The 15,502-nt window shown below is 68.0% G+C and carries 7 protein-coding genes; 2 read left to right on the top strand and 5 right to left on the bottom strand.

Going from position 1 to position 15,502, the window contains the following annotated elements:
• Window positions 1-128 precede the first annotated feature (128 nt).
• Window positions 129-1,340, bottom strand: coding sequence for a M50 family metallopeptidase (locus tag ACFWX1_RS10830; RefSeq protein ID WP_378386061.1), 1,212 nt, complete (start codon window positions 1,338-1,340; stop codon window positions 129-131).
• 4 nt (window positions 1,341-1,344) lie between these two features.
• Window positions 1,345-2,550: a 1-deoxy-D-xylulose-5-phosphate reductoisomerase gene (gene dxr, locus ACFWX1_RS10835; protein WP_378386063.1), complete on the bottom strand. Its 1,206-nt coding sequence runs from the start codon at window positions 2,548-2,550 to the stop codon at window positions 1,345-1,347.
• Window positions 2,551-2,646: 96 nt separating this feature from the next.
• Between dxr and ACFWX1_RS10840 the strand changes: the two genes are divergently transcribed.
• Window positions 2,647-2,901 carry a DUF2631 domain-containing protein gene (locus tag ACFWX1_RS10840; RefSeq protein WP_378386065.1) on the top strand — a complete coding sequence of 85 codons (255 nt, stop codon included), beginning with the start codon at window positions 2,647-2,649 and terminating at the stop codon, window positions 2,899-2,901.
• Window positions 2,902-2,927: 26 nt separating this feature from the next.
• Entirely contained in the window at window positions 2,928-3,599 is a 672-nt protein-coding gene (locus ACFWX1_RS10845) for a peptidylprolyl isomerase (protein ID WP_378386067.1), read from the top strand.
• A gap of 39 nt (window positions 3,600-3,638) precedes the next feature.
• Here ACFWX1_RS10845 and ACFWX1_RS10850 read toward each other — a convergent pair whose 3' ends face one another.
• The 3 genes from ACFWX1_RS10850 to ACFWX1_RS10860 all read right to left on the bottom strand — a co-directional run bounded on the left by ACFWX1_RS10850 (window position 3,639) and on the right by ACFWX1_RS10860 (window position 15,257).
• Complete coding sequence (locus ACFWX1_RS10850) at window positions 3,639-3,956, bottom strand: hypothetical protein (RefSeq protein WP_378386069.1); 318 nt, start codon at window positions 3,954-3,956, stop codon at window positions 3,639-3,641.
• Window positions 3,953-13,195 (bottom strand): LamG-like jellyroll fold domain-containing protein, encoded by a 9,243-nt coding sequence (locus ACFWX1_RS10855; protein ID WP_378386071.1) that lies wholly within the window; start codon window positions 13,193-13,195, stop codon window positions 3,953-3,955. The genes ACFWX1_RS10850 and ACFWX1_RS10855 overlap by 4 nt, the downstream gene beginning before the upstream one ends.
• A 115-nt stretch (window positions 13,196-13,310) precedes the next feature.
• Window positions 13,311-15,257: a tachylectin-related carbohydrate-binding protein gene (locus tag ACFWX1_RS10860; RefSeq protein WP_378386073.1), complete on the bottom strand. Its 1,947-nt coding sequence runs from the start codon at window positions 15,255-15,257 to the stop codon at window positions 13,311-13,313.
• Window positions 15,258-15,502: the final 245 nt, after the last annotated feature.

The raw sequence follows: 15,502 nt of genomic DNA on the forward strand, positions 1-15,502 counted from the left end.
TTATTCCCCCCCCCACCCCCTATAAAAAAATGTCCTTGGGCGCGGCCCGCGTCTTTTTTTTATACGCCCCAGTTTCCCGGCGGGGGGGGGCCCCCCCCCCCGGGCCACGACCCGACCGGTGCGCGGGACTACTGCAAACGGACCGGGTTGACGATGTCGGCGGTCACGGTGAGCAGCGTGATCCCGCCGCCGATGACGACGAGCACGAGCGTCACCGCCGACAGCTTCGTGTAGTCGACCGGCCCGCCCGCGGCCTTGCCCCGCAGCTTGCGGAGCCAGTCGCGGACGCGCTCGTACCAGACGATCGCGATGTGCCCGCCGTCCAGCGGCAGCAGCGGCAGCAGGTTGAACACGCCGATGAAGAAGTTGAAGCTGGCCAGGAGGAAGAAGAACAGCGGCCACAGCCCGCGTTCCACCGCCTCGCCGCCGATGCGGCTCGCGCCGACGACGCTGACCGGGGTGTTCGGGTCCCGCTCGCCACCGAAGATCGAGTTGACCACCGCCGGGATGCGCTGCGGGAACTCGACCAGGCGCTTCGCGGTCTCGGAGAACATCGTGCCGGTGAAGCTCACGGTCTTGCCGACCGCGTCGACGGGGCCGTAGCTGATCAGGCCGGGCGGGTTGACCGGCGATGCGCCGATCATCCCGACGTCGCGGACCTTCCCGTCGCTGGTCAGCCGCTGCACCCTGGGCACGTCCACGGTCAGGTTCAGGGTCTGCCCGTTCCGCAGGATCTGGAACGCCGTGGGGCCACTCGAGGCCTGGACGGTGTTGAGCATGTCGGTCCAGGTCGGGGTCGGTTTCCCGCCGACCGACAGCACCTTGTCGCCCGGCAGCAGCCCGGCGGCGGCCGCGGGCACCGGGTCGGCCGGCGCGCACTTGCCGTTGTTGACCTGGTCGGTCGTGGTGGCCGCCCGCGCGCACGAGGTCGACGAGATGACCGGGTCCGTGTTCGGGTGCAGGTTCGGCAGGCCCATGGTGACCGCCATCAGGTAGAGCACCACGAACCCGAGGATGAAGTGCATGACCGACCCGGCGCACATCACGACCGTGCGCTTCCAGGTCTTGAACTGCCACATCGCCCGCTTGGACTCCTCCGGCGTGACCTCGTCCATCGCGGTCATCCCGGCGATATCGCAGAAGCCGCCCAGCGGAATCCACTTCAGCCCGTACTCGGTCTCGCCACGGCGGAACGAGAACACCGTGGGCCCGAAGCCCACGAAGTACCGGCGGACCTTCATTCCGAAGGCCTTCGCCGTCCACATGTGACCGGCCTCGTGCAGCGCCACGGAGATACAGATCCCGAGCGCGAACAGCACCACCCCGACGATATAGGCCACCGCGCTACTTCCCCTTACCGATCATCGATCCGGCACGCGCGCGAGCCCAGCGCTCGGCCGCGAGTACATCTTCGACGTCGCGTGGCTCGCGACGCCATTCGTCGGCGGCTTCCACCACCTCGGAAACAGTGTCCACGATCGAGGTGAAGCCGGTGTTCTGCGCCAGGAAGGCGGCCACCAGTTCCTCGTTCGCCGCGTTGTAGACCGCCGGGACGCAACCACCCAGCTCCCCCGCGTGGCGGGCCAGCCGCACGGCGGGGAAGGCGTCGTCGTCGAGTGGCTCGAAGGTCCAGCTCGCGGCCTTGTCCCAGGTGCAGGCCGGGGCGGCGCCGGGGACGCGGTCCGGCCAGTGCAGGGCAAGCGCGATCGGCAGCCGCATGTCGGGCGGGCTGGCCTGGGCGATCGTGGAACCGTCCACAAAGGTCACCATCGAGTGCACGATGGACTGCGGGTGGACGGTCACGTCGATCTTCTCGGCCGGGATGCCGAACAGCAGCGTCGCCTCGATCAGCTCGAGACCCTTGTTGACCAGCGTGGCCGAGTTGATCGTGATCAGCGGCCCCATCGACCAGGTCGGATGCGCCATCGCCTGCTCGACGGTGACGTCCGCCAGCTCGGCACGGGTGCGCCCGCGGAACGGGCCGCCGGACGCGGTCAGCACGAGCCGCGCGACCTCGGCGTCCCGGCCGGAGCGCAGGGCCTGCGCGATGGCCGAGTGCTCGGAGTCCACCGGCACCAGCTGGCCGGGCTTGGCGGCAGCGAGCACGAGCGGACCGCCCGCGATGAGCGACTCCTTGTTGGCGAGCGCGAGCGTGGCGCCGGTGGCGAGCGCCCGCAGCGTCGGCTCGAGCCCCTGGGACCCGGGCAGCGCGTTGAGCACGACGTCGACCTGCACGGCGTCGATGAGCTCGGTCACCGCGCCGGCCCCGGCGAAGATCCGCGGGATCCGGAACTCGCCGCGCGAGTAGCCGCGCTTCTGCGCCTCCGCGTACAGCGCGAGCTGCAGGTCCTCGACCACGGTGGGTTTGGTCACAGCGACCGCGTCGACCTCGTGCGCGAGCGCCTGCGCCGCGAGCGCCTGGGGATCCGAGCCTCCGGCGGCGATCCCGGCGACCCGGAACAACGCCGGGTTGCGGGCCGCGACGTCGAGGGCCTGGACACCGATGGACCCGGTCGAGCCGAGCACGAGCACACTTCGCGAAGTAGTCATCGCGGGCCATTATCGCCCGGGTCGTGTCGGTGGCGCCCGGCCCGGTGTGGGATCATTCGGGTGTACGTGTTGGTCCGGGTCTCAAGGAGTTTGATCGTGGTGAGCAAGGCGGTCGAGAAGCGGCCCGAGGTCGACCCGCGCGACGAGCCGTCGGCGGCGTGGGGCTGGCACGGCCAGTTCCCGAGGGCCACCCGGATCGCCGGCTGGGTGAGCGCGGTCATCCTGCTGCTGATGCTCAAGGGCAACCACGAGAACAACACCGAGAACGTCTGGCTGGTCGGGCTCGCCGCGTTCATCGTGCTGCTGCTGATCCTGGACATCCGCAAGCGCCGCACGGCCTGGCGCAAGTAGTCCGTGACCCGCTAACTTTGCGGGTCATGAAGCTGCGCTGGGGTCTCGCTGCCGTCGTCTCGTTACTGGCCACCTTGGTGGCACCCGCCGTCGCTTCGGCGGCTCCCGCGTCCGGGGGCTTCCCTGTCACGCGGTGTTCCTTCACCCCGACGCCCGAGAATCCGGCGGCACGCCCGGTACTGCGTCCGCTGCCCTTCGCCCTGACGCGCGGCAGCGTCGAGGTGACGTTCCGCTTCAACTACGGCCCGGTGACGGTGCGGCTCGACCGCGCCGGCGCGGCACCGTGCGCGGTCCACAACCTCGCGAGCCTGGTACTCCAGCGCTTCTACGACCACTCGCAGTGCTGGCGCCTGACGAACTCGTCACGCCTCGGGGTCTTGCAGTGCGGCGACATCTACGAGGTCGAAAAGGGCGGCCCCGGCTACAAGTTCCCGGACGAGGTCTCGGGGACGGAAACCTACCCGCGCGGCACCATCGCGATGGGCAACCAGGGCGCGGGGACGAACGGCAGCGAGTTCTTCATCGTCCACTCGTTCGCGCACATCCCGGCTAACTACTCGGTGATGGGGCGCGTCGTGCGAGGCATGGACGTGCTGGACCGGATCGTGGCGGCCGGGATCATCCCGAGCGAACGCGGCCCGCTCGACGGTCTCCCGGCCAAGCCGGTCAAGATCGAACGAGCCACGTTCGGTTTCTGAGATCTGCCACCAATCGGGAACCGTTAACCCCGTACTTCATCAGTGAAAATCGGTTCGCAACAGAAATATATCGTCCATTCCAGCAAGGACCGGAAAGTCTTCACTTGCCGCACCGCTAATGTATATCAATGTCTTGTAGTCAGGGAAATCCTCTTCATCCAGGTATCCTTCATCGTCCTTGCCGTGCACCTTGACCCGGATCTTTCGCCCGCCCGAGTCCCTGCCACCGTAATACTCACCCTGATAGGAACTGTCGTGAAGGCGAAGTTCGACGTCAATGACGTCCGACACAAGCGTTCTCGCCTCCTCGACATCCAACCGCCGAGTTCCGTACAGATCGAACCTGTTTACTGTCACGGCACTATTATGCTCGGGCCGCGATTGAGCGCAAGCTCCAAGGACCCATAGACCATGAAGTGCACCTCACGACCGGCTCGTCTACTCAATGTTTCAGCGAGGTCATACAAGCCAAGCGCACCCAGCTCCCGCTCACTCAGTGGACCCGTTCTCGTCTTACCCGACCGAAGTTTGAAACCGAGGCCACGAGCGCGCTCGAGAGCCGATGCACTGGCTATCGCAATATCGAAATCGCTCACACGCCCGACATCAAATGGTTCACCCTTCTTATAACTGAACCCAGTGACCGAACTTCCCTGAAACACAGCTTGCGCATCGGTGTAGCCAGCCCCTGCCAGACCAGCGTTGAGCGCGCTTGCGAAATTGGAAAAGTCCTTCGCGTCCGAGAACCCACGCGGAGTTGGGCCGACGACCTCAGGCGCCTCCGACTCTTTCGACGGAAGAGTCGAACACGCGAAGGCTGTGGTCCGGGTTCCGCCGTTGAAGTCGTCGCGGACGACGCCTCCACCGCAGTTGTCCCAGGCGGTTACCTGCGTCGGGAGTAGCGGCGAAGGTGCCAGCGGTTCGGCGTTCTGGATGACCGGCTTGGCCGGGTCCACGACCTTCTTCGCGAACTCCTCGTAGATCCTCGACAGGTCCTGCAAGCCCGTCTGAGTGTCGGCGACAACCTGTGCCGGAACGCTGGGCGACGACGACACGATCGGTCCCGGGTAGTACAGGCGCTGGGCGCCGGCGGGGATCGGATCGGCGACCGTCTCGGCCTTCCGCTTCGCATCCGCCCGAGCCTTGATACCCGGCGGTGGAGGCGGAGGCGGCGCGGGCCGCCACACATTGCCCCCTCCACGACCACGCCAACCACGAGGCACGAAGCCGGGGCCACCACGAGGGCCTGGCGCGGGGCCCATGCCTGGCCATGGTCCTGGTACCGGTCCTAGCCCTCCGTCCGGCCTTTCGGGACGCCATGAGGGGTTCCAGCTGCGGTCACTGCTGCCCCACCCATCGGTGCTGTAGCCACCCCGTCCGGTTTGTGGGGGCGTTGGATCGTACGGGCGAGGCCACCGAAACCGTGGCAGTTCCGGACCTTTCGGAAGCTTCGGCTTTGTTTTCATGGCTTCTTCAAGGGCTTCACACAATATTTGGGCCCACCATTGACGCGCGCACACAGTGCGATGGCCGTCGGGGTCAATTCCGTTGGTCGGCGACGCGTTTCCGTAGGTGTAGCGGTTCGAGGCCACCGACGGGCTCACCGGCAACGAGATGCCGTCCCGGGCACTGAACGTCCCCGTACCGGGCGTATACCACCGCGCGCCCATGTCGACCGAGCCGGTGTCCGGGTCGGTGTAGTCTGACTGGAAGCCCAGCGGTGACGTCGTCCCCGAAGATCCCGTCTTCGCGCCGAAGGGATCGAAGCTCGCCGAGCCTGTCAGAGCACTCGCAGCGGGATCCAGGCCGCCCACGACGTCGGAGTGCCGGTCGGTGAGGGCCAGCTGGCCCGAGCCGCCGCCCGGACGCTGAGCAAGCAGGTCGCCGCCCGCCGACCGCGAGAAGTTCGACGTGCCGTCCGAGGTCAGGTTCAGGCTCTGGCCGTCGTAGGAGAACGTCTTGCCGTTGCGGCCCGAGGTCCGGTCCAGGCCGTCGTACGAGAACGAGACGCCGCCCTGTTTGACAGCGCGGTCGAACGCGTCGAAGCCGAACGCGACGCCCCCACGAGATTCCAGGGTGCCGCGCGGGCTCCACCGCAGGGTGTCCGCACCGTCGGTCAGCTGACGGTTCCGCTCGTCGAACGTCGCGGTCTTGTCCCCCGCCTTGACCCGGTTGCCCGAGGCGTCCCAGCCGTACTCGACGGTCTTGCCGCCCGCGGTCCACGACGTCAGACGCCCGGCGTAGTCATAGCCGTAAGCGTTGTCGCCTGCTCCGGCGTACCCGGTCGTCTTCTTGCTCGTGAGCCGGTCGTTGGCGTCATAGCCGTAGGTCATCGACGCCAGCGATGCGCCATCGGAGCCCTTGATCACGTCGCCGGTCTGGCGGCCGAGGTCGTCGTAGGAGTACGTCCGCGTCCGGCCGGAACCGTAGTCGACCGACGCCGTCGCACCGGCGCCGTCGTAGCCGACCGTCTGCTTGACGCCGGTCAGCCCGTCCTGCTGGGTCGCCAGTCTGCCCTGGGTGTACGAGAAGATCGCCGTACCCGCACCATCGACGCGCTGGGTCAGCCGCCCGGCCGCGTCGTAGCTGTAGGTCGACGTTCCCGTGACCGGCCCAGTACTGGTCAGCAGATCGCCGCGGTCGTTGTAGGTGAAGGTTTCCTCGCCGGTGGACGTGTTCACGGCCAGCAGCCGTCCCACCGGGTCGAAGCGGCGTTTGCGCTCTGTCGTCGGTTCGGCCCAACCGCTGCCCGTCTCCAGTGTCAACCGTCCCAGCGCATCGACGGTCCGCTGACGCGTGACGCCACCTGGAGCCTGGAGAGTCAGGGCCTGGCCGTTGAGGTCGTAGGACGTCGTCCAGGTGCGGTCGGCGGGATTCGGGTGAGCAGCGGTCCCGGGTTCGATGACCGACTCCGGCAACCCCAAGGCGTTGTAGGTCTGGATCGTGGGGTTGCCACGGCCGTCCGTGCTGCGGGTGCGGTTTCCGGCCGCGTCGTAGCCGAACGAGGTCGTGATGGCGGCCGAATCCGAAACGGGCTCCTGCTGCTGCACGAGTTGCCCGCGGTTGTCGTAGGTGAACTTCGTGGTCCGCAGGAGCGCGTCGGTCACCGAGACCTTGTTGCCGTCCGGGTCGTAGCTCGCCGACGTCTTGCGCAGGATGTGCTCATCCGGCGAAAGCGAGTAGGCGGCCGTGTTGCGGCCCGCACCGTCGAAGCTCAAGTAGGTCGTGCGGCCGAGACCGTCGGAGGTCCGGACCTGGTTCCCGGACAGGTCGTAACCCTGTTTGGTCACCACTCCCGCTGGCTCCGTGGACGAGATTCGCTGGCCGAGCACGTCGTACTCGTGCCTGGTCATCTCCCCCGTCGGGGACAGGGCCGAAACGAGGTTGCCCGCGTCGTCGTAGCGGAGCTGGGTCGTGAACGCCGCCGGTTCCGGACGCCGCTCGAGCTTCGTCGCGGTGACCTGGCGGCCCAGATCGTCGTAGGTCGCCTCCGTCCTGGCCCCCGTCGGGTCCATTTCGGACAGTTGCTCGCCCGCCGTCGTGTAGGTGTAGCTCCAGACACCGCCCGGCTGATCACCGGCGTCGGGTTTCGGATCGATGCGCTCCATCAGCCGGCTGAGCTGGTCGTAGCGGTAACGCGTCGTCGCGCCCACCGGGTTGGTCACCGACAGGACGTTGCCCAGCGCGTCGTAACGCGTCTTGGTGATCGCCTTCGCCGCCGCGCTCTCGCCCGGCTTGCGATAGCCAGGCGAGGCCTGCTCGACGACCCGGCCGACGCGGTCGTAGACCACGCCGCTCACGTTTCCGTTCGCGTCCCGCTTCGCGGTCGGCTCGCCGAAGGTGTTGTACCCGGTCGTCACGCGAGCGCGGGTCTGGACCGCTTGTCCGCCACCACTTTCCGCCGCGGCGGGCGGGGCGATGACCGAGCTGGTCAGCCCGAACTTGTCGTATTCGAAGTTCGTGGTGAACTGCGCGGGGTCGGCACCGCCGGCATTGCCGCGGGGCGCCGTCACCGAGGTGACGAGACCACGCTGGTCGTAGGTGTAGCTGGTGGTGAGCTTGCCCGAAGAACCGTTCACCACCGACGAACTCGTCTGACGGCCCGCGATGTCGTAGCCGTACTCGACGGTCTCGACACGGCCGGCGTCCAGACGGGAGCTGTTCGAGCTGGTGCCGGTGTGCCGCGTCCCGGTGACGTCGCCACCCGGCCCGTATGTCCACTCGACACGGTTGGCGAGCCCGTCCGGATCCGCCGTCCGCGCGACACCACGGCCCGCGGCGTCGTACTCGTACGTGGTGACCAACCCGCCCGGCGTGGCCTTTTTGACGACGTTGCCCGCGGCGTCGTAAGTGAGTTCCTCGAGCCTGACATCGCGCTTCGCGGCGTTCGGTTCGAACGGATCACGCACGTCACGGGCCGTGGTCCGCCAGAGTTTGCCGTCGTCGAAATACTGGTACTTGGTGGTCCGGCCCATCGCGTCGGTGTGCCGGATCCGGCGCCCCGCGAGGTCGTACCCGTAGGAGTCGAGTACCAGGGTCGGCAGCGCGGAGGTATCGCCTTCGCCGTCCTTGTCCCCGGCGCCGGTGGACGGGTCCGTGGCCTGTCCGTGCCAGGCACGCAGCCGCACCTCGGCCAGCGCGTTCCGCGCCGTGTAGCCGTATTCGTACTTGTTCCCGCCGGGATCGACCATCCACGTCTTGTTGCCGAAGGTGTCGTAGCCGTAGAAGGTGTTGCCGCCCTCGGCGTCGGTCACTTGGCTGCGGCGGCCGAAGTTGTCGTACGCGTAGGTCGTGACCCGTGCGGCATCGCCACCGGTCAGGTCCTTCGACTCCGCGCGGACGAGGTTGCCGTCGGGGTCGTAGCCGGACACGGTCTGCGCGGTGTGCGTGACGCCGTCGAGCGGGTTGACGGCGCCGGGACTCGTGACCGAGGTCTGGTGGGAAAACGCGTCATACGTGTACGACGTCGTCAAACCGCCTGGGTTCGCGTCGCTCTTCTTGGTCTCGGTCAGCCGCCTGCCGAAAACGTCGTAGGTGTAGGTCGTGGTCAGCCCGGCCGGATCGACGACCTGCGCGAGGTCGCCGTTGCGGAAGTACGAATACCGCGTTTCACCGCCCCGGGGATCGGTGACGAGCGCGATCAGTCCCGCCGGTGTGTTTCCCCCGCCGACCGCGGCATCGCTGCTTTCCGTGTACTTGTACCGGATCACCGCGCCGTCGGGCGTCGTCTTGGTCTGGGGAAGGCCACGCACGCCCAGATCGGTGTAGGTGTACGTCGTGGCATACCTTGTGTCGCCCGGTCCGCTCGAACGCGCGTCCCGTGACGACAGCAGTTTGTCGTTGCGGGCGTCGGTGACGTCCGCTGAGTTCAGGTAGTAGCTGTAGTAACTGGTCTGGCAGTCCCCCGGCGCGACGCGGCACGACTTGCGCGCGACGACGTTGCCGCGCTCGTCGTTGGTGAGCACCAGCACGTTTCCGAGTTCGTCACCGATGGTGGTCTGGAAGCCCTTGTCGTCGTAGTCGTAGGTCCGCACGCCGAGGCCGGTGACCGGGCCACCCACCCAGGGGCCGCCGCCGTTGACCGGCCCGCCGCAATAGGACGGCTCGCCCGGTTTGGGCGGCACCGACGGATCACACGGCTTTTCCGGTGGCGCGGGCGCTCCGGTGGTGTCACGGCGGTCCTCCGGCCGGAGGCCTTGCCCCAGTGGCGCCACGTACCGCAGGATCCGGCCGCGCATCGGGTCGTAGTCGTAGAAGTGGGGGCGGTTCCCCGGATCGGAGACCTGGGTCGACCGGATCAGGTTGCCCTCGGTACCGGTCACCACCGGGACACCGAGCTTCCAGTGACCGCCGTTGCGGTCGGTCATTTCGGCCAGCCGGTCGGCCACCGTGTCGTACGACATCCGCGCGGCGACGCGGCCGCTCGGCAGTGTGATCTTCGAGAGGTAGTCGGCACCCGCCCTGGCCTGGAAATGCGCCTGCGCGGTGGTCGGCCCGACCGGGTACTCGTAGAAGGCCACCTCGTCGATCTGGCCGGAGAAGAACCGGCGCGGCTCGGTGCCCCACGCCGGCCAGGCCGACGGCGGCACGGTGTAGGCGGCGCCGATCTGGTTGTAGACGACGTCGTCGTGCGCGATCTCACCGTCGGCGCTGCCGACCTTCTGGCCGTCCAGGTACAGCGTCTGCGTCGCAAGCGACCCGGAGAGCACCACGTGATGCCACTGGTCGTTGTTGACGGCCTCCGCCGAGGTGATCGGCGCCGCCGTCCCGTTCCAGAACTGTCCGCGGAGCTTGCCGTCGGTGCCGACGTAGAGCACCGGTACGGCGCCGGTGGGCGTGTCGCCGATCGGCGCCTTCTGATAGCCGAACAGCGGGCCGCCCTGCGTGGTCTTGAACCACATTTCGACGGCGAGATCCCGGTTCTTGCGCACCAGACCGTCCGGCAGGGTGACCACCGAGGACGTGCCGTTGAACGACGCGGCGGTGTCCGCACCGTTCGCGAGCGGGCCGGGCTGCCCGAGCCCGACGTCCTTGTACGTCCCGTTGTCCTTGCCGAGCTTGAGACCGTTCTGGCTCGCCGCGACCGTGCCGTTCGTCTCGCCGAACCGCCAGTACGAGGACGGACGCGAATCCACGACCGAACTCCGGTAGTGCGACCCCGCGACGTAGTCGTAGCCGGTGCAGCCGCCGTTGGGATCGCAGACCTTGGTCAGCCGGTCCCCGTCGTAGCTGTAGTTCCAGGTGAGCTGCTTGCCGTCGATCGGATCGGTCAGCACGGACGTCACGTGGTTGCCGGTCCATTTGAAGTTCAGGACTCGGTCGCTCGTGCGGCTGATGATCCGCTTGAGGTGCTCCGGGGAGCCGTAGTCGAGCTCGATGTAGTGCCCGGCCTGGTCGTACACCGCGATGAGCCGTCCGTCGGTCCGGAACCGGTAGAACGTCGAGGCCTTGTCGGTGAGCACCCAGCCGCCACCGTTCGCCTCGACCTCGATGCGGAAGTTGGCCTGGCGCCCCGGAGGCGCGGCGAAGGAGCCGTCGTGGTTGCGGCCGAAGCGGACCTGCTGTCCGTCGGGATAGGTCACCACGACGTTGCCCGAACCGTCTTCGTCGGGAACGACCTTCATGTCGTACCGCGTCGACCAGCCGGGGCCGAACAGCAGATCCCGGCGGGGGTCCAGGCTGTTGTACGTCCGTGCGATGGACAACTCGGGGCCGGTCACCTGGAGCGCCGCGTCGATGGCGCTCGAGAAGTAATTGCCGGTCTGGGGATCGAAGTCACGCTGTGCCCCGCTGTAGGGAGCGTTGGCCAGATGCGACGTGATCTCCGGCTGGGGTACCGCGGTGAGCAGGTGACTCGGGGTGAGCTTCTCGCTTTCCGAATGGCCGTCGTAGGCAAAGGCCCGCCACTGGTAGTCCTTGCTCCACCGCAGGGCCCCGACGGGGACGGTCCACGTCCGCTTGTCCACGTAGCCGGAGTCCACACAGGACACTCCGGTCAGCGTGCCGTCCGGCTGCTGCTTGTAGTTTTCGCAGACCTCGAAGCGGTATTTCAGCGCCGAGGAAACCGGGGCGTCGACGTCGACGGCGTCCACCCACAGCTGGGGAGTCAGCGTCTGCGCGGAGTACCCGTTCGGCGGATACTGCGCCTTCACGATCGGCGGAATGTCGAAGACCGTCATCACCAGGCGGGTCGGCGGGACCTGCTCGTCGGTGAACCACGGACCGCCCCGGCGCAGCATGCTGAAGTCGAAGAGGTAGTCCCCCGGTTCGATCGCGCCGATCGTCGCGTCCAGCGTGACCGAATCCCCGCGAGGCACGTCACGCGGCAGGCTCGCGGCCTCCTGCGAGGCGACCGGCGCCCCCGCGGCCGTGAAGCCCCGGTACCCGAGCGCGTAGTCCGCGGCGCGCCAGGTTTCCGCGCCCCGGTTCGTCACGGTGATCCGGACCTTGCCGCCCTGGGTACGCGTCACCGGCGGTTCGGGAACACCCCGCTCGACGCGGTACTCGGCGTCGTAGGCGGTGTGGGTGACGAACAACCGCGGCGGATTCGCGGTGGCGTGCCCGGTGAACTTCTTCCAGCCGTACGGGTCCGTCTCCGAAGCGCGGATCGTCAGCCCGTAGTTGGGGCGCTCGCCGGTGACCCAGCGCTGCACCAGATCACGGCCCGCCTCACCGAGCGGGATCAGTTCCGTTGTGGACGGACAGCTGGACGCGTGCTGGTACAGGCCGATGTAACCGCGCGCGAACGACGCCTCGGTCAGTGCGGGCCCGTAATCGGGCCCCGGATAGGCACTCGCGGTGTTCCACGGCGCGGCGACGCCGTGCACCGTCAGCGGACGCGGCTGACAGGACCACGACCAGGTGTTCTTCAGCGTGAGCTGCGCGCCGAGGATCTTGTGGTTGCGCAGCCGGTCCTCGACCCCGCCGAACGACAGATAGCTGGCGGCCCGCAGGGAACCGGTCGTCCCTGCCTTCAGCTCGGTGGAGCCGTCGAGCCTGGCCCCGGTCTGGAACACCGTGCCGCCGTTCGACGCGGTCGTGTCGACGCTGGGGTCCACCTCGACCGGGTACTTGCGTGCCGGGTCGCGCAGCCAGGCCGCGTCGAGCTCCACTCGCAGGACGGTCCGGCCGCCCCGCTCCACGAGCCGGTAGGTCACGCCACGGGAAAGCGCGGGCTCGCCGGTTTCCGGATTCCGGGCGGCGTCGGTCATGAACCCCGGCGGGATGTGCGCGCGCTCCTTCCCCGCGTCATCGCTCAGTACCACGCGACCGTCCACAAGCGACGGTCGAAGTCCCTTGATCCGCAGCGGGAACTCCCATACCGCCGGAGCCTGCGGAGTGGTGAGGACCAGGGTTTCCTTGACCCCGCCGGGCACGACGTCGAAGCGGACGTCGGAGGCTTCGCGGACCCCGCGATAGACGACGCTGCTGCCTGCCGTCGCCCCCGCCGACCTGGCCGTGTCGGCGACGCCGAAGCCGAACCCGTGCTGCTCGTCGAGCGTCACGTCCACCAGCGCGTCCGGAGTGGCCGTGGCGCCGAATCCCACACCGACGCTGTCCCCCGAGTTCCGCCATCCAGCGCCGTTCTCCTTCGGCACGACGGTGGTGTCGATCGGCTTGTACTCACCGTTCGGCGTCCGGTAGTTGATCGGGTCCTGGCTGAACTCGGTGGTGTGGGTGCCGTCGGTGTTGGCGTAGGTCCGCTCGGTGGGCGTACGCCGCTCCGGCAGTTCCTTGCTGGTCTTCTCGTCGAAGCCGGTCGACCGCGACGGCGGCGTCTCGACCTTGACCCGGTTGGCGCGCGCGTTTTCCGTCCCGGCCGCGATCGGGGCGTACTTCGACTGCAGTGATTTCGGGCCGGCGACGTTCGGCGCGCCTCCCGCATCGTCCTGCTGTCCCGACGCCTTTCCCCCTTGCTGCTTGGGCGATTTCGCCATGGCTTCCGCCAGCCGTGCCGCGTCGTCGCCCCAACCGGGCGTCTCGTAGCGGGCCGCGGGACCGATCACTCCGGCGACGAGCGCCAGCAGCACCACGACGAGCACCGGGCGCGTGAACATCCTGCGCACGCGGGCCGGGAAAGCCTGACGAGAAAACATCGGGACCACCTGGAAGTCAGTCAGCGGAAGGGAATCCGTCGAAAGGAGCCGGGGGCGTCACGCGCGGTCGTGCGGCCGGGGGAACCGGGACACACGACCGCGCCACGGAGAATCGTCAGAGATGGGGCTTCGGCAGCGGGCCGCCGATGAAGACCGTGCGTTCCGCGGCGGCCGCCGAGCGTGCCGCGACCGCCGGTGGCGTACCGGTTCCGTAGGCGTACGAAGTGCCGTCGGCGTCGCGGAAGGTGACGGCGACACCGCCACCGGTCCTGGCCGTCATCGCGGGGTCGGTGACCGACGGGTACGACACACCGGTCCGCGAGTCCTTCAGGCGTTCCCAGGTGCGGTAGGCCGTGCTGCCCGGGGCCGACTGCTCGGTGACGTAGACGAAGCCGTCGCTCGCCCGGACCGCCACGTGCACGATGCCCGCGGTGTCGACCGCTGCGGCCGGGGCGCCGGTGGCGGTCACGCCGGGCAGCGGCTTCCACGTACCGGTGAAGCCGTCGCTCATCTCCCGCTGGGTGACGACGACGCCGTCCGGCTGGGTGGCGAAGACCTGGAGGTTCTTGTCCGGGTTGGCGACCGCGGCGGTGTTCTTCGTCCAGCCCGTCCCGGGGACGGTGAGCCACGGACCGAGCGTGCCGTCGAGGTAGGTGGCCTTGGTGTAGGTGCCGCTCGTCGTCCTGGCGAGGACGTCGATCCCGTCGGGCTGGGCGACCACGGTGATGTCCGGGGTGAGCCCGGCCGAGGGCAGCGCCGCCCAGGGCAGGAACTGCTTGGTGTTCGCGTCCTGCGCGCGTGCCCACAGCTTGCCCGCGGCGTCGACCGCGAAGGCGTAGCCGAGTTTGTCCCGTTTCACCAGGCTCGCCGGTCCCGGCGTCCAGCCCCCGAAGCCGGCCAGCGAAGACCACTTGGTCGTGTTCACGACCTGGGTGCTCGTCCGGGTTTCGCTGTCCTGGCCGAGCGCGGCCACCAGCAGGCTGTCGTCGTCGGCGCGGAAAGCGCTGGGAATACCGGAGAACTGCTGGTAACCCGGCACCAGGGTGAATTCGACGACGGTGATGTCGTCCGAACGCTGCCTGCCGTGGATCAGCCTGCCGAAGTCATCGATGTAGAAGTGCTGCAGTTTTCCGCCGGTTCCCTCGGTGACGAAGCTCGGCGGAGCCGTCCGGGACGGCACGGCGGGCCGCTGCGGCTGACCGGGATTGACCAGTTTGCAGTCGTCGGAGGTGATAGCCACTTGCCAGTCGGCGGAGACGGCGGTCACCACCCTCGAACTGTTGTCCGCCCACACTCCACCGCCGAGGTAGCGGTACCACTTCAACTGGCCGGTGTTCTTGTCGAGTGTGTAGAGAATGTCCCCGCCGGGAGAGGCGATCGTGGCGAAGTTCTGCCAGCCGCCGTTTCCGACCTGCTTCGCGTACTCCACCCAGCGCTGGCTCGCCGCGTCGTAGTGGAAGCGGTACAAGTCGCCCGCGGGTGTCCTGGCGTAGAAGACACCGTAACCGGCCGCGACTATCAGGTCGTACTTTTCCGGTGTCCAGCCCGTGTCGATGAGCCGGTCGGTCCAGGTCTTGGTGGCCTCGTCGTAGCGCAGCCAGCCGAGGATGTTGTCATGCGACCAGTAGAAGTCGCCCGCGGTGTCGACGGTGATGCGGTTGCGCATCTGGGGCAGATTCCAGCCGTACCAGCCGGTCGCGATGACCTGGCCGACGCCGTCGTTCTCCCATGAGTTCGCCAGCCTGCGCTGCCTGGTGACCTTGCCGTCCTCCCCGACGAGGTAGAGGCGGCCGTCGGGCCCGGCCAGTGTGCGTCCGCTCCAGGTGTAGCCGATGGTCGAGCGCCCGGTCCAGGAATCGACCCCGGTCTCCGGTTCGTTGTGGTGGTCGAGATCCAGGTAGGTGTCGGGTCTGGTGTAGAAGACCGAAGCGCTTTCCCGGCAGGTGACCGAGTCCGCCGCGACAGCCACGTTCACCGTGGACACGGCCACCGCCGACCCCAACGCGACGGTGAGCACGGAACACAGAGCCGCGGCTCTGGGCAGAGAACGCCGCTGACGCATGAAATCCCCTCAGGTGATTCGTGGGACAATTGAGCAAAACGAGATTCCCCGGCCGCGAATCACGACGGGGTCGGCACAAATGGACACGCTTCCACTGCCGGACATCACGTCCGGCTCGGAAGCGCTCGGCAATTGACAGTGAAGCCGCGGCGACCCGCCGCGGAAAACAGCCTGGCAGCTTCCCTCCCCGAAGCTGTCCGCACCTCCACGATCGACTATCGGCCCGCCTTCACGCGGACCTCACG

The sequence above is a fragment of the Amycolatopsis sp. NPDC059021 genome (assembly GCF_042739895.1).
Classification (GTDB): Bacteria; Actinomycetota; Actinomycetes; order Mycobacteriales; family Pseudonocardiaceae; genus Amycolatopsis.

Excerpts from the sequence above, each read along its gene's own strand:
- ACFWX1_RS10845 (WP_378386067.1), top strand. The coding sequence starts at position 2,928 with ATGAAGCTGCGCTGGGGTCTCGCTGCCGTCGTCTCGTTACTGGCCACC.
- dxr (WP_378386063.1), bottom strand. The coding sequence starts at position 2,550 with ATGACTACTTCGCGAAGTGTGCTCGTGCTCGGCTCGACCGGGTCCATC.
- ACFWX1_RS10855 (WP_378386071.1), bottom strand. The coding sequence starts at position 13,195 with ATGTTTTCTCGTCAGGCTTTCCCGGCCCGCGTGCGCAGGATGTTCACG.
- ACFWX1_RS10860 (WP_378386073.1), bottom strand. The coding sequence starts at position 15,257 with ATGCGTCAGCGGCGTTCTCTGCCCAGAGCCGCGGCTCTGTGTTCCGTG.